Source organism: Streptomyces kronopolitis (assembly GCF_014646275.1).
In the GTDB taxonomy this organism is placed as follows: domain Bacteria; phylum Actinomycetota; class Actinomycetes; order Streptomycetales; family Streptomycetaceae; genus Streptomyces; species Streptomyces kronopolitis.
The window spans coordinates 211557-233946 of sequence record NZ_BMND01000002.1; the positions used below are offsets into that span (position 1 = coordinate 211557).

Sequence of the window (22390 nt, forward strand, 5' to 3'; positions counted from 1 at the left end):
TGACCCCTGCCCTTACACGTCCTTCTGGTCGACCTCGAGGTTCGGCACGTTCTTGACCTGGGCGGTCTTCACCGTCTCCACGGAGAATCCGATCCGCTTCGGACGGGGAGCCGCGTGCGTCTCGCTCTTGGGTGCTACGGAAACCTTGGTCATCACTGTCTCCTTGCCTAGGGAACTTCCCCTCCATTCCTACTACTTGTTGTCCATAACTGCGGGAAACGTGGGAATGGTCACGGGCGTCAGATCGAGTCATAGTGTCTGCGGTGCTTGCCAATCGCTGGCAACTGTGCGCGGTGAGGGGCGGGTTACTGATCGTTTCCGGATGTGATGTGGGAGAGGTCGCAAGTAGGCGCGGGAACGGGCGAGTTCGATGTGCGCCCGGTGACCTGTCGGCGGGACTCCATACGCTGGTCAGAGCCCCGAAGATCGGCGTTCTAGGGCGCCGGCCGCCCGCCCGCCGCGGATTGTCTCCTCGTGCGTGAGGGGCGGTTGACGCACCTCGGAGCAGGCGGCTGTGTCTCGGCATGTCGCGCGGATTGTCCCGGCGAAGATTGGCGGAGACCAACATCAACAACCGGAACCGACAGATGCGGTTGTGCTTCCGGGAGGGTAATGCGCTGCTTCGACGTCCTTCCGGCACCCGATTCAATCCAGGTGCCAGACGTGCGGCGTGGTCCTACAGTGAGGCCCGATGACACTCCTACACGCTCATGACTACGGGGGCGACGGCCCTCAACTGGTTCTTCTGCACGGTTATTCGCGGTCCCTCACTGACTGGGACCCCTCGGCCGCTCTGCTCACCGCCGGGCACCGGGTGCTCGCCGTTGACCTTCCCGGGCACGGCCGTTCTCCCGACATCTCCCCCTGGACCCTTCCCGGCGTGGTGCGGGACCTCGCGGACACACTCGACGCGCACGGCGTGCCGGAGGCCGTTGTGGTGGGCCATTCCCTCGGCGGGTTGGTCGCGGTCGAGTACGCCCGGGCGAACCCGGACCGTGCCCGTGCCCGTGCGGCCGTGAATCTCGACGGCTTCTGGTGGGGACGCGAGTACCCCGGTGCTGAACGGGTGAGTGAGGGGCTGCTGGCGTCGTCCGGGGCCATCGCGTCACCCGGGTACATCGAGGAGCAGGTCGCCAATGCCGCCCGGCTGGGGATTTCCGCCGAGCGTGCGGAGGCCGCCACCCGCGCCGCCGCACGTCCGCTGCCCGACGGCAGGTGGCAGACGCTCCCGGAACGGGCGGCGGCGTGGGAGATCCTCGACGAACTCCACAGGCTCGGCGCACTCGGTGTCACCACCTGGGTCGACGGGGTCGACCGCCCGCTGCTGCTCGTACAGGCCGTCCGACGGCTCCCGCCTGCGCCCGGCCACGAGTGGTTCGACGAGTTCAACGCCCGGTTCGCAAGCGACCTCTCCGAGCAGCTGGCCACGCTCTCCCGCACCCGGCCGACCGTCAGCGTCGACCGGATCGACGCCAGCCACCCCACGATCCCGGAGACTCCGCACGCGGTGGCGGCGCTGGTCGCCGACTTCGTTCGCGGACTGCCCGGCTGAACGGTGCCGCGTAGCTGACGGACGGACGCGGATGCCGTCCGTCAGCGCGTCGGGCACATGCGGGTGGTGGGACGGAGGCGTGCCCCCGTCAGAGTCCCGGGCCGAGCAGTGCCTTCTCGTGTTGCATGCGGGTGAGGCGGTGTACGAAGAGAATGGCGAGGGCGGCGGCCGCGATGTTGCAGACGTCGCTCGCCATGAGGCCGGCGATGGCTCCCTTAATCTCGCCCGCGGTCCGGGCCCTGTTGTACTGCTGGCCGGCGAATCGTCCGAAGATGAGGTCCACGAGCCACAGCGCCCACCACCCGTTGAGCACCGCCCTGGAGCGGCCGCGCGCGCCGACGCTGGCGTTCCAGATGTCGGTGGCGATCCGGCGGGGGAACCACAGGTTGATCACGGGCACGAACCAGCCCCAGATCGCCCAGGCGCGCTTCTTCGTGTGGTACTCGGGCGCGAAGACCTCGGCGTTGACGCGGGTGCGGTAAAACCAGGTGACGAAGACCGCGGCGGTGGCGAGGGTGGCCGCGAACTGCACGACTCCGGACGCCCCGTACAGCGAGTCCGCCTGGTCGATCTCCTGCGCGGTCACGGATCCGAGGTCGTCTAGGAGCCTGCCGAGCAGTCGGTACGAGTGGTTGCCCTGCCACAGGGCGAAGAGGTCGGCGACGATGACGAGGCCGAGCATGGCCATCACCGCCTTCGAGAGCCCGACCGGCGAGCGGAGACGGGCCTGTGGGCCGGGCGGGCCGTACCAGCCGGATGACGACGGCGGTGGCGGCGGTGGCGCCATGGGCAGATGAGACATGCGAAACCCCCCACGGGTCAGGACAGCTGTGTGTGCGCATGAAGGGGGCCGCCTCTCCCCGAGGCGGCCCAAGCGCATGCGGAACATATGTTCTGCACAGCGGTCCTGTCCATCGAAATGCGGACAGGAGGGGGATTGTCGGTGGTCAGTGGGTGGTGAGGACCATGCGGAAGCGGGCGGTGCCGGAGAGCATCTTCTGGTAGGCCTCGGCGGCCTCTTCCAGCGGCACCGTCTCGACCATGGGCCGGATGCCGTTCAGCGCGCTGAACGCCATGGTGTCCTCCACGTCCTGCGAGGTGCCGGACGGATGACCGCGGACGATCCTGCCGGACAGAATCAGTTGTGCCGGGCCGATCGCCAGCGGTTCGGGGGCCGCGCCGACGACCACCAGTTCGCCGCGGTGCGTGAGTCCGTCCACGGTCGCGGTGATGGCGTCGGAGTTGGTCGCGGTGGCCAGCACCACCTTGGCGCCGCCGAGGGACTGCAAGGCGTCCGCGGTGGTGGTGTCCGCCGTGCTGTCGATGTAGTGGTGGGCGCCGAGCTGCTTGGCGAGATCGGCCTTGTCGCCCCCGCGGGCGATGGCCACGGTCTCGAAGCCCATCGCGACGGCGTACTTCACGGCCAGATGTCCGAGGCCGCCGATGCCGAGCACGGCGACCAGGTCGCCCGGCCGGGCGGAGCTGCGCCGCAGCCCGTTGTACGTGGTCACCCCCGCGCAGGCCAGGGGTCCCGCATCGACCGCCGACAGCGCGTCGGGGATCCGGGCCAGGGCGTCGACCGGTGCGATCACCGATTCGGCGAAGCCACCCTCATACGACCATCCGGGTACCTTCAGGTACTGGCACACGATGAAGTCGCCCTGTCGGCAGGCGGTGCAGTGGCCGCAGCTGCCGCCGAACCATCCGACCGCGACCCGGTCGCCCACCTGCCAGCCACGCTCCTGCGTCCCCTCGCCGAGTTCCTCGATGCGCCCGGCGATCTCATGCCCGGGGACCAGCGGAAATGTGACGCCCGGGAGCATGGCGTCCACGAACAGGGCGTCGCTGTGGCAGACCCCGCAGGCCTCCACGTCGATGCGCACATGGCCGGGGCCCGGCCGCCGGGTCTCCCGCTCGGCGCTTTCGGGCTGTCCGCCGACGGCGGTGACCTGCGCGACTCGATAGGCACTCATCCGGACCTCTCCCAAAGGCGTGTATGACAGCCCCCGGAACCAGCAGACCAGCTCCGGCATCATCGCGCGCGTCGAAGGGGCGGCCTGCCGCCGCGGACGGGCAGTGGGGGAGGGCTGCCTCAGTCGAGGATGTGCCGCAGGTAGGACCGGGGGTCGTCGAGGTAGCGGCGCCAGTGGTCGACCAGCGCGAGTTCGTCCCAGGCCACTCGGCGCACACCGTGCTCGCCGATCTCGACGATGTCCGCGCCGGGCAGCGCGGTCAGCAGCGGAGAGTGGGTGGCGCAGATGACCTGGCCGCCGCTCTTCACCAACTGGTCGAGGTGGCCCAGCAGTTCGAGGCAGGAGGTGAACGACAGTGCTGCTTCCGGCTCGTCCATCACATACAGCCCGGGCTGGAGGAACTTCCGCCGAAACGCCTCCAGGAAGCCCTCGCCGTGACTGACGGCATCGGGTGCGAACCCCTCCCGCTCCAGCGCGTTCAACGCTGTTTCGGCGCGCAGGAAGAAGCCCTTGCGAGCCGACCAGTTGCTGAGCATGTGCCGGCCGCGCGGCGCCGCGTCGAAGCGGATCCGCTCCCCGAGGGCGGATTTGGCGCGGTGGCTGGCGTAGCGCCAGTCGTGGGAGCCGCCCCAGGGGTCCAGGCCGAAGCCCTCGGCGAAGGCCTCGATCAGAGTCGATTTGCCGGAGCCGTTCTCGCCGACCAGGAAGGTCACCGGTGCGCTGAAGCGCAGCCCGTCCGCCAGGAGCGCGCGTACACAGGGCACGGACCAGGGCCATTCGCCGTCGTCAGGGGCGGCCACGTATGCGTACGCGCGTTCGATAATCATCTGGCGAGTCTCGCATGCGGGACCCGTGCGGAGTGTCCTCTGATGCGAGATGTCGTTTCGGTCGGGCATCCCGTTGGGGCCTTCCTGGTCTGAGATCATCAGTAAGGCCGTACAACTGAACGCAGGGGGAAGACCATGATCAATCTGCTGCTGCTCGGCGTCGTGCTGCTCGCCGTCGGCGGGTGTGCATGCGTGCTGTGGGCGGAGCGCGGCGGACCCCGCTGGGTCTGCCGCGTGGCGACCGTGACGCTCGCCGCGAGCGAGCTGGTGCGTCGCGCCGAGAAGCGCCGACGCCGACGCGAGCGCCGGAGCATGACGGGGAACACGAGCGGTCATGACTAGAGCAGCGAGCCCAGCGGGCCGAGGTCCAGGTTGAGGTCGCTCATGGTGAGTCCGTAGCGGCCGCAGAGTTCCGACATCCGGTCCTCAAGAATCATCAGAGTCATTCCGATGCGTTCTTCCTGGTCCTCGGTGAGGTCGCCGTGGTCGGTGCGGTGCAGTGCGGTGCGCTCCATGAGCTGTCGCAGGAGCTCGACGATGGTCAGCACCAGTTTGATGAGATCGCGTTCGACGGTCTCGGGGTCGGTCGCCAGCCGCCGCGCCACCTCGCTGCCCGACGTCCGGTCGTTCGCCCCGGCCGGTACCAGATCGAAGGCCCGGGCCGCGGCCTGGGCGACCTCCGCGAAGGCGGGATCGGGGGCACGGCCGGGGGCATGGGTGTGGTCTTCCGGCACGAGCACACTCCTCCTTGGGGGCTGACTTGGGGTCTGGTTTGTGGTGCTGGCTTGTGGGGCTGAACTGACGTTCTCGGTAACGGTGTTGGGCGTGCCCCTCACCACGGTGCCGGGTCGTCGGGGGTGATCGAGTGGATGACCGCGCGCAGATTGATCCGGACCAGATCCACATCGGCGACCGACAGGACGAGGTCGCCGGTGAGCACCGCGCCACCGTTCAGCAGGCGGTCCAGGAGGTCGATCAGGGCGACCTGCCGACCGGCGAGCGACTCCTCCTCGGACAGATCGGTGATGCCGTGGTCACGGGGGACGCCGGGGATGCCGGGGAGCCCGCCGCTGTTCGTCGGAGCCGGGTCGTGTGTCATGTGCCGGCGCCCGCCGTGGGGGGTGTGGCGAAGGAGTACGGGGCCCACGGTCCGGTGATCTCCACCTGTACGCCGGGTACGTCGTCGGCCAGCCCCGCCAGGGCCTGCCGGAACTCCGCCACCCGCTCGACGGGTACCAGGTAGGCCTCGTTGGAGATGTTCTCGCCGGGGCCCGCAGCCAGCTCGCCCTGCTGCGGACGGTGCGCCACCCTGGCCCGGGCGAGCGCGGAGACCCGGTCCGGTACGGCGCCCGCGACCGCCCCCGCCGCACGGTACGCGTCGCGGTGCTGGCGCCGCTGCGCCCGGCGCTGCTGAAGGTAGGCGCGGCCGGCGCCGGCCGGCGCCGAGGCCGGTGCTGGGGCAGGGGCCGGTGGCGCCGTGGCGGCCTCGCGGGGGTCGGCGTAGACCTTGACCCCCAGCTCGATGTGCCCGTCGAGCCAGGCCAGCAGGTCGCCGAAGTCGGTACGGCGCTCGTGGAGCATCGACCGGACCCGGGCGTCGTCCAGATACACCGTGGCCAGCCGCATGGGGAGGGCAGCCGTCGTGGCGTACGCGGCTTCGATCACCGCGTGATGGGTACGGGCGACGGCCTCCAGCTCGGACAGGTCCTCCAGCCGTGCCCGCATGCCCTCCTCGCTGTATGCGCCGGCGGGTACCGAGGACACGAGGGCGGTCAGCTCGCCGCGGGTGACCGTCCGGAGCGGTCCGCCCTCCAGGCCGGTGAGGTGCGCGGCCTTCGTGTCGAGTTCCGAGCCCGCGCGGCTGATGGCGTAGACGTACGAGACCGTGGCGGCGGGGTCCGTGGTGGCGGGATGCGTGGTGCCGGGGTCCGTCGGGCTGTCCAGGCTGTTCGGGCCGTCGGGCGTCGGAGGGACGTCCGCTCCGGTGGGCCGGGAGTCGGTGGTCACCGTTCCTCCTCCTCATGATCCTGACGGTCGTGCGCCGTCTGCGGTGTTCCGTCGTTCTGGGAACTCTCGTCCTGGGAACTCTTCGGCAGGCCGACGGCGGCGCGTAGTTCGGCGAGTTCGGCGCGCAGCCGGGCGTTCTCCTCGGCCAGGCGGTCGCCGCCCGCCGGCGGAGCGGCCGCGGGCGCGACCTGCGCGGGGGAGTGGGCGCGGGACGAGAGCGAGGGGTCGTGCTCCCACCAGTCGATGCCCATCTCCTTGGCCTTGTCGACGGAGGCGACGAGCAGCCGTAGTTTGATGGTCAGCAGCTCGATGTCGAGCAGGTTGATCTGAATGTCGCCCGCGATGACGACGCCCTTGTCGAGGACGCGTTCGAGGATGTCCGCCAGGTTGGCGGACGACCCTTGCCCGTTGTACGGGGACACCCCGGAGGACGGTCCCATACGGCCGGCGAGTGAATCGGACACGTGATCAGCCTCGTCTGTGCGTCAGGGGCAGGTGGGCGGGGGAGGGGGGAGCAGGTCTATCGACGGGAGGCTGCGACGGGGCGGCGGCGTGTGCGACGGGCGGGCGGGGCGTCCTCTTCTTCGTCCTCCTCGCCCAGTTCGTCTTCCTCGTCCCACTCGCGGCCTTCCTCGGCCTCGTCGTCCGCTTCTTCTTCGTCGTCTTCGAGGCCGGGCTCGTCGTCCTCCTCTGCTTCCGGTTCGTCTTCTTCTTCGTGGTCTCCCGCGGCCTCGTCATCGGACTCGTCCCGGACGTCGTCGGGGTACTCCTCGCCCTCGTCGTCGTCCTCGTACGCCTCGTCATCCCGTACGTCGTCCGCGTCCGCATCCGTGTCATCGGAGTCGCCGTCGAACTCGTCCTCGGCGGAGGAATCGTCTTCGGTGGCGGACTCGTCCTCGCCGGCGCGCTCCTCTTCCTCCACGGCGTCGGCGTGCTCGACGACGACCTCGCCGTCGCGGATCTCGCCCCGCCAGCCGTCGGTCGCCTCGCCCCGCATCATCAGGAACTTGCGGTAGAGCTTGAGGTCGAGACGGGCGCGTCGGCCCTGGGCGCGCCAGATGTTGCCGGTCTTCTCGAAGAGGCCCTTGGGGAAGTACTCCAGCACCAGCAGCACCCGCGTCAGGTCCTCGGTGAGGGGGTGGAAGGTCACCACGCCCTTGACCGTTCCCTTGGCGCCCTCGGTGGTCCAGGTGATGCGCTCGTCGGGCACTTGCTCGGTGACGTTCGCCCGCCAACTCCGGGTGGACTTGGCGACCTTGACCTTCCAGTTGCTGGTGGTGTCGTCGGCCTTCTCGACACTGACGACACCCTTGGCGAAGGTGCTGAATTCCTGGAACTGGGTCCACTGGTCGTATGCCTCGCGGACCGGCACACCCACGTCGATGTCCTCGACGATGGTCACACTCTTGGACTTGCCGCCCCCGCCCTTGCGGCCCTTGCCGAACAAGCCCTTGACCTTGTCCTTGAGCTTGCCCTTGACGGTGTCCTTGAGGTGCGAGGCGCCGGCGGTCAGTGCGGCCTGCGCCGGTGAGCTGCCCTCGCCGAGCGCCTTGCCGCCCTTGGCGAGGCTGCTGACGAGGGAGCCCGCACCCTGGCCGGGCTCGCCGAGTCGGGCGACGCCTGCGCCCAGTCGGTGGCCGAGGTTGGTGACGGCGTGCTGGGCCCGGGCCTGGAGGTACTTCTGGAATTCCTCCTTGAGTTCCTCGGCGGCCGGGCTCTTCACCACGTCGTTCTTCACCTTGCTGAACGTGGACTCAGTCATCGCGGCCTCCGCGGGCAGCAGTGGCGCGCGCCGTCCCGGCGGCCTTCTTCCGGGTGCCGGTGCCGGCCTTTCGCGCGCCGGAGGCGGCTGTCTTGGCCGACGTGCCCGGCTTGGTCGTCTTGGCGGACTTGGCCCGCTGGGACGCCTTGGCCGCCGAGGTCTTCGCCGACGTCTTGTTCGCGGATGTCTTGCCCGCGGAGGACTTGTTCGCGGCGGGCTTGCCCGACCTCGCGGACGAGCCGGCCGTCCTCTTGCCCGAGGACGCCGACCGCTTGTCCTCGGCGTCTTCGGTGTCTTCGGTGTCTTCGGCGTCATCGTCATCCGGCAGCTCGTCGTCGGAGTCCCGGTGTGCTGCGCTCTTCGGCTCGTCCGACGGCTCCTCGCCGCGGCCGGAGTCGCCGCCCGCGTCGCTGAGTGCCAGGGTCCGCTCGTGCAGGGAGTCGGTGAGAGTGGACATGCGCTGGGTGAGCGCGGAGGTGGCCGCGGACTTCGTGGCGTCCACGAGTTCACCGCGTATCTGGTCGTTGAGGGGGCCGAGCACCGGTGAATTGGCCACCAGCTTGCCCAGTTGCCGCGGGTCCAGGTTCAGCCGCTTGCCGGCGAGGTACATCCCCAGGCCGATGGCCAGTTTGGCCTTCTTCGTGCGTCCCAGGACGTAGCCCCCGACGAGGGCCACTCCTATCTTGGCGTTGGTCATCATCTCTCGTACACCTCGTTCTCCTTGGGCTCAGGAGGGGTTGCGTAGCCGCTGCTGGTTGGCCTCCAGCCATTCCAGGCGGTCCAGAAGGTCGTCCTCACGCCGGTCGAACTCCTCGGGCGTGATGCTTTCGTCGAGCAACTGCTGTTCCAGCCGCCTCAGTTCCTGTCGGACGGGCTCCGGGTCGTAGTACTCGCGCTCCGCGGTCAGCAGCACCTGGTCGAGTACCCAGACGGTGCCCCGCACCGGGGCCAGCGGAAAGGTCAGGATGTTCGTGATGAGGCCCATGGCGTGTCTCCGCTCGGCGTGCGGCGGGGTCAGATCGGCGTGCGGCCGGGTCAGACGAAGCTGTAGGGCGGCAGCGGGCCGTTCAGGTGGAACGTGTAGGCCTCGCCGCGCTGTTCGGCCTCCTGGTGGACGGCCTCGGAGAACGCTCCGGCCTTCTCGCGCTTCACCAGGAACGACACGTTCAGGAAGTGCGTCTTGGTCGGCTCGGCGAGTGCGGTGCGTTCCGCCGCCGGCGTGAGGCGGTCCACCAGTTCGGTGCCCATGCGGTCCTGCCGGGCCTGGACCTGCTGGGAGACCAGTTCGCCGAGCGCCAGCCGGTCGTCGTGCGCGGCGGGATTGTCCCGGGTGCGCTCGTTGAGCCGCCGGATGTCGGCGGACTCCGCCATGACCTCCCGCAGCAGGTCGTCCTCGTCGCGAGCGACCTTGAGGTTGTACTCCAGGCAGCCGTCGATCTCCTTGAGGCGCTCGGCATAGGCGTCCCGCTGCTCCTCCAGGACGGATGCGACCTGGGCGTCATCGGGCCCCACCAGGCCGAACCGCATCGGCAGCGCGGGTCCGTCGGCAAGCAGGCGCTCCTGCACGTTCTGGTGGGCGAGCAGGTCCCTGCGCTTGGCCCGCAGATCCGCCGGCGCATCGCTGACCACCGCGCTGAGCTGCTTCGTCCGGACGGTGCGCAGCTCGGCCGCGGGGTCCCCGACCCCGGTGATGCCGTCCAGGCGGAGCGGATGGCCGGCGTCCGTGATGGCGTAGACGTAGGTCGGCATGCTCACTCCTCCCGGCGGTGCGCGGTCCGCCGCTTGCTGGACGCGGAGGACTTGCGCGCGGGGCGCTCCTCTTCCTCCGGCTCGGATTCCTGACCCTTCTGGAAGGAGTCGCTGAAGGCCTCGATGGCGCCGGTCAGCGCGCCTTTCGACTTGCCCTTGGCGCCGCCCTCGGTCACTTCACCGACGAGATCGGTGAGCTGGCTGGGCGCCTTGCGGCCCGATTCCAGATCCAGTCGGTTGCACGCCTCGGCGAAACGCAGATAGGTGTCCACGCTCGCGACGACGACGCGTACATCGATCTTGAGTATCTCGATACCGACGAGGGACACGCGAACGAAGGCGTCGATGACGAGCCCCCGGTCGAGTATCAGCTCAAGAACGTCGTAGAGATTTCCGGAGCCACCGCCACTGCTGCTGTTCGGTGCGTTTGATTGCTGTACTACAGACACGTTTGATCTTCCCTTCCAGTGTGCTGGAGTGGGTTGTGAAACGTTCGCTGTTCTCGGGAGCTCTTTTTCCTTGCCGGTTGCCGGTTGCCGGTTGCCGGTTGCCGGATTCCGGTTTCCTTCCTTGCCGGATACCGGCCGAGACCGGTTACCGGTCGATCTGGCCCCTGGCATATCGGCGGGTCCGCTCGTATCCCATGAGTTCACCCTGGTGATCGAGGCGTACCCGGTAGGAAGCCATGACGCTTGAGGTGTCGGGGATCCGGGGGATCTCCACTATTTCCACGTCAGCCGACCAACCGTCGTCGGTCCCTCGGAGCGCGGATACCGAGCCGGGCTCGCATTGGAGCATCTGGGCGAGTTGCGCAGCTGCGTGGCGCATCGCTGCGGGGGCGCCGATACGTTTCGGGCCACTCGTTCCTTCCGTGCTCTGCGTTGTCGCCATGATCCCGTCCGTTGTACGTCGTGTGGTCTCGTTCGTACGCCGTGTGGTTTCGTTGAAGACCCAAGTGCGATGGGCCGTTTCGGCGGTAGAACACCGCCTGCCCCTCGGTGTCGAACGTATGCGTGGCGCTGGCTCCGCCGTCTTCCGTCCGCCGGAAAACCCCGGCCTCTTGTCCGCCGGGCCCGGCTCGTCACTGGCGTCCCGAGAACATCATCGGGTCACAGTGAATGATCACCAGGACCAAGGTAATTGACGCTGAATCAGCTTCCGTCAGGTATCGGCGGTCAGCTTCCAAGGTTTCAAAGTGGAATGAGCGGCGAGACGAATGGCATGAGTGACGAACGAAAGAAGTCCGACGGTCCCTCCGGCACGGTGCAGCGCAAGACCAAAGAGGCTGCCTCGGCAGGGACGAAGTCAGCCGGAAATGCAGGTCGGGTCGCCACGAAGGAGGCGGCGGCGGCCGGTGAGCGTGCCAGGTCGAGCGTCGAAAGCGGCCGGCAGGCGGCAGTCGCCGCGACCGAGCACGTCGCTGGCGCGGCCGTCACCACCTGGAAGGTCGTCAAGAAGCGGAAGGCCATTGCCGCGAGTGTCGGGGCCGGGCTGATCGGCGCCGTCGGCGCTGCTTTCGCCGCCGGTCGTGCCACCGCGAAGCCGCGTACCGGCCCCCTGACGCGACTTGTCCACGGCCGCATCTGAGCCGGCCTCTTCCCTCACGAACCCCCTCCCGCAAGAAAACTGAGAATTTCCCGTAGCCCTGTCCGGCGTTTTCCACTGGAGGACGAACTCTCACTGCGGGAGTCGAAGTCCCCCGATTCGGAGGTTGACTCTCATGGTCCCCCTGCTCCTCGTCCTGCTTCTCGCCCTGCTGCTCTTCGGTGCCGGATTCGCCTTGAAGGCCCTGTGGATCGTCGCCGTCGTCGTGCTGGCGTTCTGGCTGCTCGGTTTCCTGATGCGGTCGACGGGTGCCGGCGGCAGTCGCGGTCGCTGGTATCGCTGGTGATGTCGCTGCCCCGTATCAACAGCTCAGGCCCCCCGCAGAGATTGCTGCGGGGGGCCTGAGCTGTTGGCAGGCGGTGGCGCGGGCGAGTCGCGGCGGGGCGTCGGAGGACAGGCCTCGGGCTGACCGGACCTCGGCGGGTGCAGCGCGGTGCCACTGTGGAGATTCTGTGAAATTCGGTCAACTCCGCTGAGAGTGGTGGGGCTTGAGGGGCCTGCGCGGCATGGGCGGACTGGTGCCTCTGAGGGCGGTGAGCAGGCAGGTCTTCCGAGGGGCTGCACCGTGCGCGGTGTGTGGAGAAGTGGCGCGGAGGCAGGGCATGCCTTGTCCGGAAATTTCTCCGTGATCTGGCCATGTCACAAGTTGCCCTGGAGGATCGCCCGACCCTGCCGGTTCCGGCGGGATCACGAGCGAAGGAGCTCACCCATGGCACGCTTCAGACGCATCTCCCGGGCGGCCAAAATCGCGGCGGTCGCCGGGATGACGGCCGCCTGCCTCACGGTTCTGCCCGGCACCTCGGCGGTCGCCGCGGCCCGGAGCTCTTCCGGTGCGGTGCTGATCGCCAACGGATTGTGGTCCGACCGCATCCTGTGTGCCAGCCCCAACGACGACTCCGTCTGGCTCCAGAGCATCACCTTCGGGAACCCGTACTGCCAGTGGATCCAGATCGGCGACAACGGGCACTTCACGCTCTTCAACCTCGCCAAGAACAAGGTCATGGCCTACGAGGGAGGGAACGAAGGCCCGCTGGTCATGGAGGGCCTGTCCTTCCCCACGCGGGTCCAGCAGCAGTTCTCCTTCGGCGGCCGCGAGAGCTGGGGCGCGAGCGCGCTCCAGTCCTCACTCGACATCGGACAGAACGTCGACGCCAAGAACTCGTACAACGACGACCCGAGAACCACGGAGCCCGTGCACACCCGCGGCTGGCGGCACGGCCATCAGATGGAACTGACGTGGAACACGGTGTCCGTCTCCTGAGAGTGACCAAGGGGGGCGCTGTGGTGGCTCGCAGAGGCAACTGCGAGCCACCACAGGGCGTTCCTGGCTCACTGATCTCCGGCACCCTGCACGGGCGGGCCGCTCGGGTCCGCGAAGACGCCCTCCAGCATCCCGGTGGCCTGGCCCACCTCGATCAGATAGCCGTCCGGGTCGCGGAGGTAGCAGCGGATCTCGGCCTTGCGGTCGATCGGCTCGGTCAGGAACTCCGCGCCCTTGGCTACGGCCTGTTCGTAGAACGACGCGATATCGGCCACGCGCACGTTGAGGAAGGACGACACCGGGTCGCCGGGTTCGTGGGCGGTGAGGGTGATATCGGGTTTGTCGGGGGTGGGTCCGCCGCCGGGGTTCATGATGATCCAGCCGTTGGCGATCTTCACGATGCAGGGGTTCTCGGCCAGCACCACTTCACCGCCGAAGACCTCCGCGTAGAAGCGGCGGGACACGGCGACGTCCCGTACGGACAGGAAATGGGTCAGCACCAGGCCCTGAGTGGGCGTCGGCCAGTCGTCGCGAGGAGTCATCGGGCCGTTCCCTTCGGTTGAGGGGCCAGGGGCCGGGCATGTCCCGGCCCCTGGCCGTGCCGCCGCCTAGTGGACGGGGTTCCAGCGTTCCGGATCGACCTCCAGCGACGCGCGGTCCCAACCGGCGCGGTCGGCGGCGGCCGCATAGGTGCTGTGCAGGAAGCGGGTGAGCGTCCGATCGGGGTCGTCGGCGGTGCGTACCGCCTCGTACGGCAGCAGGAACTGACCGTTCTGCGCGCTGTAGAACGCCTCGGCGGGGACGACCGGACTCTCGGCGAAGCCTTCCGGTTCGGGGTAGGCGTAGGCGTAGAAGGCGCCCTCCTCCCCGCCGCCGGGCCAGAATCCGCAACTGCTCAGCTCGCGTGAGTAGCCCTCCACCATGACCCAGTCGCCGCAGTTCGGTGCGCCTCCGGGGTGCCGCGGGGCGCCGCGTCCGGAGAAGCGGGTGCAGGCCAGGTCCATGGCCCCCCAGAAGAAGTGGACCGGGCTGACCTTTCCGGCGAACTCCGTACGGAAGTGCCCCAACACCCGGTTCGCCTGAAGGAGTTGGCGCCAGAAGAGCTGCGCGGCGTGCGGGTCGTAGGTGTGGTGCCGGTAGTCCTCCGCGAACGGGATCGCCGGCTCGACCTCGTTGGGATGCCCCTGGATCGTGGTGGGGACGTCCAGCTCCTCCAGGGCCCGCAGGACACGGGCGTGGAAGTCGGTCACCGGCATGGATTCCAGCGCGATGCGGCGGGTGCCGCCGTCACTGGTGCGCAGGTGCAGCACATGGTCGAGGAAGTCGAATTCGATGTCGAAGGCGCCGGTGCCGTGCGGGATGGCGGAGGTGGTCAGGCCCCGCGGGCTGACATAGAGCGTCACCTGCCACCAGTGGTTGATCAGCGGCGCGTGCGCCAGCCGTACCTTGCCGACGATCTGTGTCCACATGTGCAGCGTGTCGCGGGTGTCGGTCCAGTCGGCGACCCGCAACCGCGGCCACGCCGCCTTGGTCCGGGCGGTGTGCGTTGTCCCCATGGTTCCTCCGCTCCGTGGCGTCGGACGCTGTGCGGGCCGGACGTCGTTCCGCGGGCCGGACGCCGTTCCATGGCCCGGACGTCGCTCCGGTACGCCGCCAGGTCCGGCCGGGCGGATCGGGCGGTGGGAGACCGGTGTGCAGGAGCCTGCCGGACCTGCGCGGTGTGCCACCGCCCCGCGGCCGCGCCCGTCCGTCGGCGGCGGCCGCTGCCTCCGTCCGCTCTCCACCTTGCCCAGGGCCCGTGGCCTCCGGCAACTCGGCGCCGGCGAGGCAGCCCGGGTGCCGTTACCGGTCAGGCAGCCCGCCGGGCACCCGTTAGTCGGCCCCGCCTGGTCGGGGCGGCAGGCGTACGGGCCCGCCCGTCGGCCGGGGCCGGTGCCGGGCGGGCCCGCAGTGCTGAGCTTCGTTTCATGGCGTGAGGGTGCTCCGGGCTGTGCGCCGTCCTTGCGCGCTGCCGGGGACGGCACACCCCGGGATGGGGGTCAGGCGGCCGCGCCGGGGGCGACGGTCGTGACGCTGAACTCCTCGCCGCAGACCCGCAGTCCGGAGGCGCGTGCGGTCATCGACTCCTTCGAGCCGGGCGGGTACGCCTGGACCAGGGCGCCGGCCGGCCAGCAGCCGGAGCCCTTCGTCCCCTCGCTGACCGTGTGCAGCACCGCATGGGCGCTGCGGCCGGGGGCGAGCGTGACGGCCGCGCCCGCCGAGCCCTCCCGGGTGGCGGGCTTGCCGACCGACTGCCCGTCCTTGGCCAGCAGGGAGACTCCGGGGAAGCCGCGCAGCGTGCAGGACTGCTTGCCGCTGTTGGTGAAGGTCAGCGCGTAGTGGATGTTGCCCGCGCCCGGGTCGGGCCGCCCCAGCGTCATGCGCATCGAGGCCGCGGTGCAGCGGTGCGGCGAGTTGTCGGTGGAGGCGGCGCTCCGGGCGGCAGTGGGCTGCCGGGAGGTGCCGGCCGAACCGCCGGAGTCCTGCCCTCCGGTGCCGCCCGCGTCGGCACCGGACGCCGTGCCCGACGAGTTGCCGTCCGACGCGGCGGACGAGGGGCTCTGCGCACTGTCGGGCTTGCCGTCCTGGCAGGCGGTGAGCCCGGCCGCGGCCGTCACGGCGAGCAGTGCGGCGGCGAGGGTGCGGGCGTGGCGGAGGGGGGAGGGCTGGGGGGTCATGGTGCTCCTGATCCGATCGAGCGTGGTGACTGGGCTGCGGTGCGCTCGGGTGCCTGCTCTTGGGGTCTTGGGGCAGCAGGCGCCGCAACACCCCTGACGCCGGGGGCGGTCAGGTGGGGCCGGGGTTGCGGCGAGCGGGATCGACTCTGCCCGCTGTCACTGTCGGTCGACTAACGGAGCACTAACGTCCGGTTGTCGCTCGCGCCCCGGGAGCGCCCGCCCGGAGCCCGTCCATGACCAGGTCCAGGAGGCGGCCGGCGCGGGACTGCCAGTCGCTGTGCGGGTCGATCTGCCACAGGCCGGCGATGGCGAGGACGAAGTCGTCGGGGGTCACGCCGGGGCGGATGGCGCCGGCCTCCTCGTTGGCCCGCAGGAGCAGGGCGACGGCCGAGGTCACCGGGCCGTGGCCGAGGCCGGCCAGGCTGCCGTGTGCGCTGGTGGCCTTGCGCATGGCGTCGGCCAGGCCCGCCTTGGCCATGGCGTACTGGGCCAGCCGGTCCATCCACTCCCGCAGGGCCTCGTCGGGTGCGCGGGTTTCGAGGAGCTGGGAGGCGGTGTCCGCGACCTGCTGCACCTCGTAGCGGTAGACCTCCAGGACGAGTGACTCGCGGTTGGGGAAGTTCCGGTAGAACGTGCCCTGCCCGACGCCCGCCTTCTTCGCGATCGCGCTCAGCGGGGCGTCCGCCGTGTGCGTCAGCTCCGCCAGTGCCACTTCGAGGATGCGCTCGCGATTCCGTTGCGCGTCCGAGCGCAGGGGCGCTTCCTTCGGCTGCTGCACTCGTCCTCCTTTCGGGAATCACGCGAAATGCGGTCTTGCTAACCGGACAACTGTCCGGTAGCTTCGTTGGAGTGGACAGTTGTCCGCTTAGGTCCACCATAGCGGCAGATTCCAAGCGGTAGATACAGCCGGAACGGGGGAACTGGCGATGCCTTGGTCAGCCCTTCTCACATCGTGCTCCTCGTGCTCCTGGTCCCGGGCGACCACGAGCCGTCGCCGCCCGCAGGGAGCCCGTCGCCGCCCGATGACGCCCGCCGCGCTGACCCACGCGAAAGAAGGCTGAAGAGATGGCCCCACCGACGTCCAGCGCCATCACACTGAACATCAACGGCGAGAAGCACACGCTGCCCGTCGACCACCGCACCACCCTGCTCGACGCGCTGCGTGAGCAGCTCGATCTGACCGGCACCAAGAAGGGCTGCGACCAAGGGCAGTGCGGCGCTTGCACGGTGCTGCTCGACGGGCGCCGGGCGGTGTCCTGCCTCCAGCTCGCGGTGGCCGCCGAGGGACGCGTGATCACCACCATCGAGGGTGTGGCGGACGGCGAGCGGCTGCATCCGGTGCAGCAGGCCTTCCTCGACCTCGACGGCTATCAGTGCGGCTACTGCACTCCGGGGCAGATCTGTTCGGCCCTCGCGGTGATCGAGGAGCATGCGGCGGGCTGGCCCAGCGCCGCGACCGCCGACGTACGGCCCGAGGCGGGCGTGCCGGAGCTCAGCGCCGAGGAGATCCGGGAGCGGATGAGCGGCAACCTCTGCCGCTGCGGCGCGTATGTGTCGATAGTCCAGGCGGTCGCCCGTGCGGCCGAGGAGGCTGCCCAACCGGGCGCCTCGTCACGGCCGTGGCAGGCCGATGGCCCGGGTGAGCCAGGCGCCCCGGCGGATGGAGAGGCGGTCGCATGAGGGAATTCGGCTACCGGCGGGCCGACGACGTCCAGGGGGCGGTCGCGCTGCTCGCCGCAGACCCCGGGGCGCGCCTCCTCGGCGGCGGTACCAATCTCGTCGACCTGATGAAGACCGGGGTGGAGCGGCCCGCGCTGCTCATCGACGTCCAGGACCTCCCTCTCGACCGGATCGAGGTCACGGCGGACGGCGCCCTGCACATCGGGGCGACGGTCACCAACAGCGATCTCGCGGCCGATCCGGAGGTCCGGCGCCGCTATCCGGCGCTGGCGCAGGCCGTGCTGTCCGGCGCCTCGGGGCAGCTGCGCAACATGGCCACGGTCGGCGGCAATCTGCTGCAGCGCACCCGCTGCGGCTACTTCACCGACCCGGCCGCGCCGTGCAACAAGCGCGACCCCGGCAGCGGCTGCCCGGCCATCGGGGGCGAGCACCACAACCACGCGATCCTCGGTGCCTCCGCGCACTGCGTCGCCGTCCACCCCTCGGACATGGCGGTGGCGCTCGCCGCCTTCGACGCCGTCGTCACCTACGAAACGTCGGACGGGCCGGGGGAGTTGCCCCTGGCGGAGTTCTATCTCCCGGTGGGGCGCACCCCGCATCGGGAGACCGCGCTGCCGTCCGGCGCGTTGATCACCGGGCTCCGGCTCCCGCCGGCTCCGGTCGCCGCCGTCTCCCGCTACCGCAAGGTGCGCGAGCGCGCCTCGTTCGCCTTCGCGATCGGCTCGCTCGCCGCGGCCCTGGATGTCCGGGACGGCACGGTCCAGGAGGTCCGGCTCGCCTTCGGCGCGGTGGCGTCCCGGCCGTGGCGGGCCCGGGCAGCCGAGCGGGCGCTGATCGGGGGACCGGCGAGCGCCGAGGCGTTCGCCGCCGCGGCGGACGCGGAGCTGGCGGCCGCCGAGGTGCTGCCCCACAACGGCTACAAGGTGGCGCTGCTGCGCAACCTCGTCGTCGCCGTGCTGACCGAGCTGACCGAGGAGGCCGCCCGATGACCACCACGACCACGGGAACCCCCGCGGCGACGGGAGCCGTCGGCGCCGCCCGCACCCGCCTGGAGGGCCTGGCCAAGGTCACCGGCGCGGCCCGGTACGCGGGCGAGATCCCGTTCGCCGAACTCGCCCATGGCTGGCTGGTGTTGTCCACCATCGCCCGCGGCCGCATCCGCGCCGTGGAGTCCGCCCCCGTATTGGCGATGCCCGGCGTGCTCGCCGTGCTCCACCACGGCAACGCCCCGCGCGTCGACGGCGACTACACCGGCCCCCTGGGGGCGCCCGACCCGGTCCTCCAGGTCTTCCAGCACGACCGGGTGCCCTATGTGGGCTGGCCGGTGGCGCTGGTCGTCGCCGAGACCCCCGAACAGGCGAGGGAGGCCGCCGAGGCGCTCGTGGTCCGCTACGACCAGGAGCCGCACGAGGCCGAGTTCTCCGCCGGGCATCCGGACAGGTACACACCCCAGGGCTCCGATAGCCCGGCGGAGACGGCGAAGGGCGACCTGGCGGCCGCACTCGCCGCATCCGCAGTGGTGGTGGACGCGCGGTACACCACCCCCGAGGAGCACCACCATCCGATGGAGCCGCATGCGGCGATGGCGCGCTGGGAGGGCGGCCGGCTGGAGATCGTCGACTCCAACCAGGGCAGCGGGTTCGTCGCCCAGGAACTCGCGCACCTCTTCTCGCTGGACCCGGCCTCGGTGCGGGTGCGGTCCGAGCACGTCGGCGGCGGCTTCGGGTCCAAGGCCACCCGCCCGCACCAGGTGCTCGCCGCCATGGCGGCGACCGTGCTCCAGCGCCCGGTCAGGGTCGTCCTGACGCGCCGGCAGATGTTCTCGCTGGTCGGCTACCGCAGCCCCACCGCGCAGCGGGTCAGGCTCGGCGCCGACGCCGACGGACGGCTGCGCGCCTTCGCGCACCACGCGGAGAGCGTCACCTCGACGGTGCGGGAATTCGTCGAGCGCAGCGCCGACATGGGGCGGGTGATGTACGACGCCGACGCGCACCACACCCTCCACCAGGTCGTCCCGCTCGATGTGCCGACCCCGAGCTGGATGCGGGCGCCGGGCGAGGCGCCGGGCTCGTTCGCCCTGGAGTCCGCGCTCGACGAACTCGCCGAGAAGTGCGGAATGGACCCGATCGCGCTGCGGGCACGCAACGAGCCGGAGAGCGGACCCGTCTCCGGCCTCCCGTTCAGCAGCCGCCAGTTGCAGGCCTGCTTCCGGGAGGGCGCCCGCAGATTCGGCTGGGCGGAGCGCGACCCGCGCCCCGGCAGGCGGCGCGACGGTCGCTGGCTGCTCGGCACCGGCACCGCCGCCTCGCAGTTCGCCGCCCGCGCCGCCCCGTCCACGGCGGCCGTGACGGCGGAGGCGGACGGAGACTTCACCGTCCGGATCACCGCGGCGGACATCGGCACCGGCGCGCGCACCGCGCTGACCCTGGTGGCCGCGGACGCGCTGGGGGTGCCCCCGGAGCGCATCCGGATGCGGATCGCGGACAGCGACTTCGGCCCGGCGATGATCGCCGGCGGCTCGATGGGCACCCGTTCCTGGTCCTGGGCGGTGATGGCCGCGGCGGGCGAACTGCGGGAGCAACTCGCCCTGGGCGGCGTGATCCCGCCGCAGGGGATCACGGTCCGGTCGGACACCACCGCGGCGATCGCCGCGCTGGCGGCCACCGAACGGCACGCCTTCGGCGCGCAGTTCGCCGAGGTCGCGGTGGACGTCACCAGCGGGGAGGTCCGGGTGCGCCGGATGCTCGGCATCTTCGCCGCCGGCCGGATCGTCAATCCGCTGACCGCCCGCAGCCAGTTCATCGGCGGCATGACCTGGGGACTGTCCATGGCGCTGCACGAGGAAGCGGTCCGCGACCGGGCATCGGGCGCCACCGTCGGCGCCGACCTCGCGGGCTATCACGTCGCCGCGCACGCCGATGTGCCCGCCATCGAGGCGGACTGGGTCGACGATCCGGACGAGAGCGATCCGGTCGGCATCAAGGGGATCGGTGAGATCGGAGTCGTCGGCGGTGCGGCGGCGATCGCCAACGCGGTCTGGCATGCGACCGGGGTGCGCCACCGGGACCTGCCGATCCGCCCCGACCGCGTCCTGCGGGCGGGAGACGGGGGCCGCCCCGGCAGCTGACCCGTCCGGACGTCCGCGGGGCCGTCACCCCGCCGCCCCACGAATCACGAGGAGACCACGATGCTGGACATCGCCGACGAGCTGACCCGATGGGTCGAAGAGGGCCGGGACTTCGCCGTCGCCACCGTCGTGGCCGTCGCCGGCAGCGCCCCGCGTCGGCCCGGTGCCGCCCTCGCCGTCGACGGCCGGGGCGCGGCCGTGGGCTCGGTCTCCGGCGGCTGTGTGGAGGCGGCGGTGTACGACCTGTGTGTCCAGGCGCTCCGGGACGGCGTGACGCTGCGCGAGCGGTTCGGCTACAGCGCGGAGGACGCCTTCGCGGTGGGACTGACCTGCGGTGGCGAGATCGAGGTCCTGGTCACGCCGGTGCCGGCGGCCGCGCCGGACCGGAGCGTGTGGGCGGCGGCGCTGGCGGCCGCCGCCCGGGGCACGGCGGCGGCCCTCGCCCGGGTCGTCCGGGGCCCGGCCGGACTCCTCGGCAGACCGCTGCTGGTCCGTGCCGACGGGTCGTACGAGGGCGGCCTCGGCGGGAGTCCGGAGCTGGACCGCGCGGCGGCGGAGCAGGCCCGCGCCCTGCTGGAGGCCGGGCACACCGGTGAGTGCGAGGTCACGGAGGGCGGAGCGCGCTGCGGACCGGCCGTGACGCTGTTCGTCGAGTCCAGCGCACCACCGCCCCGCATGATCATCTTCGGCGCGGTGGACTTCGCGGCGGCGCTGGTGCGCGCCGGCAAGTTCCTCGGCTACCACGTCACGGTGTGCGACGCCCGCCCCGTCTTCACCACCCGGGCCCGCTTCCCCGAGGCCGACGACCTCGTGGTCGAGTGGCCGCACCGCTACCTCCAGCGCACCGCGACCGACGGCCGCACGGCGTTGTGTGTGCTCACCCACGACGCCAAGTTCGACATACCCCTGCTGGAGGCGGCGCTGCGGCTGCCGGTCGCGTTCGTCGGCGCGATGGGCTCACGCCGGACCCACGAGGACCGCGACCGCCGGCTCCGCGCGGCCGGCCTCACCGCCGCCGAACTCGCCCGGCTCCACTCGCCGATCGGCCTCGACCTGGGCGCCCGCACGCCCGAGGAGACCGCCCTGTCCATCGCGGCGGAGATCGTCGCGGCCCGCCGTGGCGGCACGGGCGCCCCGCTGACCGGCCTGCGGACACCCATCCACCGTGCCGCGGAGAAGACCGGAGGCACCGGTGCCGCCGGGGCGCCCGCCGCGGCCTGACCGCTGCCCGGCCGCTGTCTCGGCCGCCGGGCCGTGCGCGGGCGGCTGATACGCCCAGGCCACGGCCGGGCAGGGATGCACACATGACCGTCCTCGTCGGAACCTCCGGCTGGCAGTACAAGGACTGGCGCACGGTCCTCTACCCGCCCGACCGTCCGCAACGGCTGTGGCTGGAGGAGTACGCGCGGCACTTCGCCACCGTCGAGAGCAACGCCGCCTTCTACCGGCTGCCCGAGGAGAAGACCTTCGCCGACTGGCGGGCGCGGACCCCCGACGGGTTCCTGCTGGCCGTCAAGGCGAGCCGCTACCTCACCCACATCAAGCGGCTGCGCGACCCCGCGGAGCCGGTCGCCCGGCTGATGTCGCGGGCCGCCGCCCTCGGCCCCCGGCTCGGCCCCGTCCTGCTCCAACTGCCGCCCACACTCCTCGCGGACGCCCGCCTGCTGGACACCTGCCTCGGCTGCTTCCCGGTCGGTACCCGGGTGGCGGTCGAACCCCGCCACCCCTCGTGGTGGACCGCGGAGATCCGCACGGTGCTGGAGCGGCGGGGCGCCGCGCTGTGCTGGGCCGACCGCCGCTCCCGGCCCGTGACGCCCCTCTGGCGGACCGCCGACTGGGGGTATCTCCGCCTCCACGGCGGCCGCGCGGAACCCTCGCCGCGCTACGGTCGGCAGGCGCTCGGCAGCTGGGTGCGGCGGATCACCGACACCTGGCCGGACCGGGCGGACGTGCATGTGTACTTCAACAACGACACCCACGGCGCGGCCGTCCTGGACGCCGCACACTTCGGCCGGGCCGTCGCGGCCGCCGGACGCTCCGTCAGCCGCACACCGACCGGGCGCGGCGCCGCGCTCCGGCCGGAGGGACGGTAGCCGTCCGCGCCGTGGCCGGCGTCAGGCGAGGAAGTGA

28 protein-coding genes are annotated in these 22390 nt (G+C 70.9%); 10 read left to right on the forward strand and 18 right to left on the reverse strand.

The genetic code is table 11. The features are described 5' to 3' along the window. Nucleotides 1–12 precede the first annotated feature (12 nt). Nucleotides 13–153, reverse strand: a complete 141-nt coding sequence (locus IEY78_RS02735) for a hypothetical protein (protein ID WP_189095888.1) — start codon at nt 151–153, stop codon at nt 13–15. 538 nt (nt 154–691) lie between these two features. Between IEY78_RS02735 and IEY78_RS02740 the strand changes: the two genes are divergently transcribed. Further along, nucleotides 692–1552: an alpha/beta hydrolase gene (locus tag IEY78_RS02740; RefSeq protein ID WP_189095889.1), complete on the forward strand. Its 861-nt coding sequence runs from the start codon at nt 692–694 to the stop codon at nt 1550–1552. 88 nt (nt 1553–1640) lie between these two features. On the opposite strand, the gene IEY78_RS02745 is transcribed toward IEY78_RS02740, so the two are convergent. The 3 genes from IEY78_RS02745 to IEY78_RS02755 all read right to left on the reverse strand — a co-directional run bounded on the left by IEY78_RS02745 (nt 1641) and on the right by IEY78_RS02755 (nt 4352). After that, nucleotides 1641–2354 (reverse strand): DUF4328 domain-containing protein, encoded by a 714-nt coding sequence (locus IEY78_RS02745; protein ID WP_189095890.1) that lies wholly within the window; start codon nt 2352–2354, stop codon nt 1641–1643. Between the two features lie 145 nt (nt 2355–2499). Next, nucleotides 2500–3525 carry an alcohol dehydrogenase gene (locus IEY78_RS02750; protein WP_189095891.1) on the reverse strand — a complete coding sequence of 342 codons (1026 nt, stop codon included), beginning with the start codon at nt 3523–3525 and terminating at the stop codon, nt 2500–2502. Nucleotides 3526–3644: 119 nt separating this feature from the next. Next, on the reverse strand, nt 3645–4352 hold the full coding sequence (locus IEY78_RS02755) for an AAA family ATPase (protein ID WP_189095892.1): 708 nt from the start codon (nt 4350–4352) through the stop codon (nt 3645–3647). A 135-nt stretch (nt 4353–4487) separates the two neighbouring features. Here IEY78_RS02755 and IEY78_RS02760 point away from each other — a divergent pair, with 135 nt between their 5' ends. Then, nucleotides 4488–4694, forward strand: coding sequence for a hypothetical protein (locus IEY78_RS02760; RefSeq protein ID WP_189095893.1), 207 nt, complete (start codon nt 4488–4490; stop codon nt 4692–4694). Here the strand turns inward: IEY78_RS02760 and IEY78_RS02765 are convergent. The 10 genes from IEY78_RS02765 to IEY78_RS02810 all read right to left on the reverse strand — a co-directional run bounded on the left by IEY78_RS02765 (nt 4691) and on the right by IEY78_RS02810 (nt 10761). Continuing rightward, nucleotides 4691–5086 (reverse strand): gas vesicle protein K, encoded by a 396-nt coding sequence (locus tag IEY78_RS02765; RefSeq protein WP_189095894.1) that lies wholly within the window; start codon nt 5084–5086, stop codon nt 4691–4693. The genes IEY78_RS02760 and IEY78_RS02765 overlap by 4 nt on opposite strands. Nucleotides 5087–5184: 98 nt before the next feature. Continuing rightward, nucleotides 5185–5451 (reverse strand): gas vesicle protein, encoded by a 267-nt coding sequence (locus tag IEY78_RS02770; RefSeq protein WP_229699661.1) that lies wholly within the window; start codon nt 5449–5451, stop codon nt 5185–5187. Continuing rightward, nucleotides 5448–6359 carry a GvpL/GvpF family gas vesicle protein gene (locus IEY78_RS02775; protein ID WP_229699662.1) on the reverse strand — a complete coding sequence of 304 codons (912 nt, stop codon included), beginning with the start codon at nt 6357–6359 and terminating at the stop codon, nt 5448–5450. Before IEY78_RS02775 ends, IEY78_RS02770 begins: the two co-directional genes overlap by 4 nt. Continuing rightward, nucleotides 6356–6823, reverse strand: coding sequence for a gas vesicle protein (locus IEY78_RS02780; RefSeq protein ID WP_229699663.1), 468 nt, complete (start codon nt 6821–6823; stop codon nt 6356–6358). Before IEY78_RS02780 ends, IEY78_RS02775 begins: the two co-directional genes overlap by 4 nt. Before the next feature lie 56 nt (nt 6824–6879). Next, nucleotides 6880–8121, reverse strand: a complete 1242-nt coding sequence (locus tag IEY78_RS02785; protein WP_189095895.1) for an SRPBCC family protein — start codon at nt 8119–8121, stop codon at nt 6880–6882. Then, nucleotides 8114–8821 carry a hypothetical protein gene (locus IEY78_RS02790; protein WP_189095896.1) on the reverse strand — a complete coding sequence of 236 codons (708 nt, stop codon included), beginning with the start codon at nt 8819–8821 and terminating at the stop codon, nt 8114–8116. Before IEY78_RS02790 ends, IEY78_RS02785 begins: the two co-directional genes overlap by 8 nt. A 27-nt stretch (nt 8822–8848) precedes the next feature. Continuing rightward, nucleotides 8849–9106, reverse strand: coding sequence for a gas vesicle protein GvpG (locus IEY78_RS02795; protein ID WP_189095897.1), 258 nt, complete (start codon nt 9104–9106; stop codon nt 8849–8851). A gap of 50 nt (nt 9107–9156) precedes the next feature. Continuing rightward, nucleotides 9157–9870 carry a GvpL/GvpF family gas vesicle protein gene (locus IEY78_RS02800; RefSeq protein ID WP_189095898.1) on the reverse strand — a complete coding sequence of 238 codons (714 nt, stop codon included), beginning with the start codon at nt 9868–9870 and terminating at the stop codon, nt 9157–9159. A gap of 2 nt (nt 9871–9872) precedes the next feature. Further along, nucleotides 9873–10319, reverse strand: a complete 447-nt coding sequence (locus IEY78_RS02805) for a gas vesicle structural protein GvpA (RefSeq protein ID WP_189095899.1) — start codon at nt 10317–10319, stop codon at nt 9873–9875. A gap of 145 nt (nt 10320–10464) precedes the next feature. Further along, nucleotides 10465–10761, reverse strand: coding sequence for a gas vesicle protein GvpO (locus IEY78_RS02810; protein WP_189095900.1), 297 nt, complete (start codon nt 10759–10761; stop codon nt 10465–10467). Nucleotides 10762–11070: 309 nt separating this feature from the next. On the opposite strand from IEY78_RS02810, the gene IEY78_RS02815 reads away from it, so the two are divergent. The 3 genes from IEY78_RS02815 to IEY78_RS02825 all read left to right on the forward strand — a co-directional run bounded on the left by IEY78_RS02815 (nt 11071) and on the right by IEY78_RS02825 (nt 12736). Continuing rightward, complete coding sequence (locus tag IEY78_RS02815; protein ID WP_189095901.1) at nt 11071–11457, forward strand: hypothetical protein; 387 nt, start codon at nt 11071–11073, stop codon at nt 11455–11457. Between the two features lie 133 nt (nt 11458–11590). Beyond that, the gene (locus tag IEY78_RS02820) at nt 11591–11761 is read left to right on the forward strand and encodes a hydrophobic protein (protein ID WP_189095902.1); all 171 of its coding nucleotides are present in this window, start codon (nt 11591–11593) and stop codon (nt 11759–11761) included. A gap of 423 nt (nt 11762–12184) precedes the next feature. Then, nucleotides 12185–12736 (forward strand): hypothetical protein, encoded by a 552-nt coding sequence (locus tag IEY78_RS02825; RefSeq protein ID WP_189095903.1) that lies wholly within the window; start codon nt 12185–12187, stop codon nt 12734–12736. A gap of 68 nt (nt 12737–12804) precedes the next feature. On the opposite strand, the gene IEY78_RS02830 is transcribed toward IEY78_RS02825, so the two are convergent. The 4 genes from IEY78_RS02830 to IEY78_RS02845 form a co-directional block, all read right to left on the reverse strand. Continuing rightward, the gene (locus IEY78_RS02830) at nt 12805–13278 is read right to left on the reverse strand and encodes a VOC family protein (RefSeq protein WP_189095904.1); all 474 of its coding nucleotides are present in this window, start codon (nt 13276–13278) and stop codon (nt 12805–12807) included. Between the two features lie 66 nt (nt 13279–13344). Further along, nucleotides 13345–14292 carry a DUF5996 family protein gene (locus IEY78_RS02835; RefSeq protein ID WP_189095905.1) on the reverse strand — a complete coding sequence of 316 codons (948 nt, stop codon included), beginning with the start codon at nt 14290–14292 and terminating at the stop codon, nt 13345–13347. Between the two features lie 483 nt (nt 14293–14775). Next, entirely contained in the window at nt 14776–15453 is a 678-nt protein-coding gene (locus IEY78_RS02840) for a DUF4232 domain-containing protein (protein WP_189095906.1), read from the reverse strand. A gap of 181 nt (nt 15454–15634) precedes the next feature. Beyond that, complete coding sequence (locus IEY78_RS02845) at nt 15635–16231, reverse strand: TetR/AcrR family transcriptional regulator (RefSeq protein ID WP_189095907.1); 597 nt, start codon at nt 16229–16231, stop codon at nt 15635–15637. A 287-nt stretch (nt 16232–16518) separates the two neighbouring features. Here IEY78_RS02845 and IEY78_RS02850 point away from each other — a divergent pair, with 287 nt between their 5' ends. The 5 genes from IEY78_RS02850 (at nt 16519) to IEY78_RS02870 (ending at nt 22353) form a co-directional block, all read left to right on the forward strand. After that, nucleotides 16519–17133 carry a (2Fe-2S)-binding protein gene (locus IEY78_RS02850; protein WP_189095908.1) on the forward strand — a complete coding sequence of 205 codons (615 nt, stop codon included), beginning with the start codon at nt 16519–16521 and terminating at the stop codon, nt 17131–17133. After that, the gene (locus IEY78_RS02855) at nt 17130–18122 is read left to right on the forward strand and encodes an FAD binding domain-containing protein (protein ID WP_189095909.1); all 993 of its coding nucleotides are present in this window, start codon (nt 17130–17132) and stop codon (nt 18120–18122) included. The genes IEY78_RS02850 and IEY78_RS02855 overlap by 4 nt, the downstream gene beginning before the upstream one ends. Further along, nucleotides 18119–20260 carry a xanthine dehydrogenase family protein molybdopterin-binding subunit gene (locus IEY78_RS02860; RefSeq protein WP_189095910.1) on the forward strand — a complete coding sequence of 714 codons (2142 nt, stop codon included), beginning with the start codon at nt 18119–18121 and terminating at the stop codon, nt 20258–20260. Before IEY78_RS02855 ends, IEY78_RS02860 begins: the two co-directional genes overlap by 4 nt. Nucleotides 20261–20320: 60 nt before the next feature. Further along, complete coding sequence (locus tag IEY78_RS02865) at nt 20321–21481, forward strand: XdhC family protein (protein ID WP_189095911.1); 1161 nt, start codon at nt 20321–20323, stop codon at nt 21479–21481. An 83-nt stretch (nt 21482–21564) separates the two neighbouring features. After that, nucleotides 21565–22353 carry a DUF72 domain-containing protein gene (locus IEY78_RS02870; RefSeq protein ID WP_189095912.1) on the forward strand — a complete coding sequence of 263 codons (789 nt, stop codon included), beginning with the start codon at nt 21565–21567 and terminating at the stop codon, nt 22351–22353. The last annotated feature ends 37 nt before the right edge of the window (nt 22354–22390 follow it).

Bases quoted from the DNA above. Each gene is read 5' to 3' on its own strand.
- IEY78_RS02735 (WP_189095888.1), bottom strand. From the start codon at position 153: ATGACCAAGGTTTCCGTAGCACCCAAGAGCGAGACGCACGCGGCTCCC.
- IEY78_RS02740 (WP_189095889.1), top strand. From the start codon at position 692: ATGACACTCCTACACGCTCATGACTACGGGGGCGACGGCCCTCAACTG.
- IEY78_RS02745 (WP_189095890.1), bottom strand. From the start codon at position 2,354: ATGTCTCATCTGCCCATGGCGCCACCGCCGCCACCGCCGTCGTCATCC.
- IEY78_RS02750 (WP_189095891.1), bottom strand. From the start codon at position 3,525: ATGAGTGCCTATCGAGTCGCGCAGGTCACCGCCGTCGGCGGACAGCCC.
- IEY78_RS02755 (WP_189095892.1), bottom strand. From the start codon at position 4,352: ATGATTATCGAACGCGCGTACGCATACGTGGCCGCCCCTGACGACGGC.
- IEY78_RS02760 (WP_189095893.1), top strand. From the start codon at position 4,488: ATGATCAATCTGCTGCTGCTCGGCGTCGTGCTGCTCGCCGTCGGCGGG.
- IEY78_RS02770 (WP_229699661.1), bottom strand. From the start codon at position 5,451: ATGACACACGACCCGGCTCCGACGAACAGCGGCGGGCTCCCCGGCATC.
- IEY78_RS02785 (WP_189095895.1), bottom strand. From the start codon at position 8,121: ATGACTGAGTCCACGTTCAGCAAGGTGAAGAACGACGTGGTGAAGAGC.
- IEY78_RS02790 (WP_189095896.1), bottom strand. From the start codon at position 8,821: ATGATGACCAACGCCAAGATAGGAGTGGCCCTCGTCGGGGGCTACGTC.
- IEY78_RS02795 (WP_189095897.1), bottom strand. From the start codon at position 9,106: ATGGGCCTCATCACGAACATCCTGACCTTTCCGCTGGCCCCGGTGCGG.
- IEY78_RS02800 (WP_189095898.1), bottom strand. From the start codon at position 9,870: ATGCCGACCTACGTCTACGCCATCACGGACGCCGGCCATCCGCTCCGC.
- IEY78_RS02810 (WP_189095900.1), bottom strand. From the start codon at position 10,761: ATGGCGACAACGCAGAGCACGGAAGGAACGAGTGGCCCGAAACGTATC.
- IEY78_RS02815 (WP_189095901.1), top strand. From the start codon at position 11,071: ATGAGCGGCGAGACGAATGGCATGAGTGACGAACGAAAGAAGTCCGAC.
- IEY78_RS02820 (WP_189095902.1), top strand. From the start codon at position 11,591: ATGGTCCCCCTGCTCCTCGTCCTGCTTCTCGCCCTGCTGCTCTTCGGT.
- IEY78_RS02825 (WP_189095903.1), top strand. From the start codon at position 12,185: ATGGCACGCTTCAGACGCATCTCCCGGGCGGCCAAAATCGCGGCGGTC.
- IEY78_RS02830 (WP_189095904.1), bottom strand. From the start codon at position 13,278: ATGACTCCTCGCGACGACTGGCCGACGCCCACTCAGGGCCTGGTGCTG.
- IEY78_RS02835 (WP_189095905.1), bottom strand. From the start codon at position 14,292: ATGGGGACAACGCACACCGCCCGGACCAAGGCGGCGTGGCCGCGGTTG.
- IEY78_RS02840 (WP_189095906.1), bottom strand. From the start codon at position 15,453: ATGACCCCCCAGCCCTCCCCCCTCCGCCACGCCCGCACCCTCGCCGCC.
- IEY78_RS02850 (WP_189095908.1), top strand. From the start codon at position 16,519: ATGGCCCCACCGACGTCCAGCGCCATCACACTGAACATCAACGGCGAG.
- IEY78_RS02855 (WP_189095909.1), top strand. From the start codon at position 17,130: ATGAGGGAATTCGGCTACCGGCGGGCCGACGACGTCCAGGGGGCGGTC.
- IEY78_RS02860 (WP_189095910.1), top strand. From the start codon at position 18,119: ATGACCACCACGACCACGGGAACCCCCGCGGCGACGGGAGCCGTCGGC.
- IEY78_RS02865 (WP_189095911.1), top strand. From the start codon at position 20,321: ATGCTGGACATCGCCGACGAGCTGACCCGATGGGTCGAAGAGGGCCGG.
- IEY78_RS02870 (WP_189095912.1), top strand. From the start codon at position 21,565: ATGACCGTCCTCGTCGGAACCTCCGGCTGGCAGTACAAGGACTGGCGC.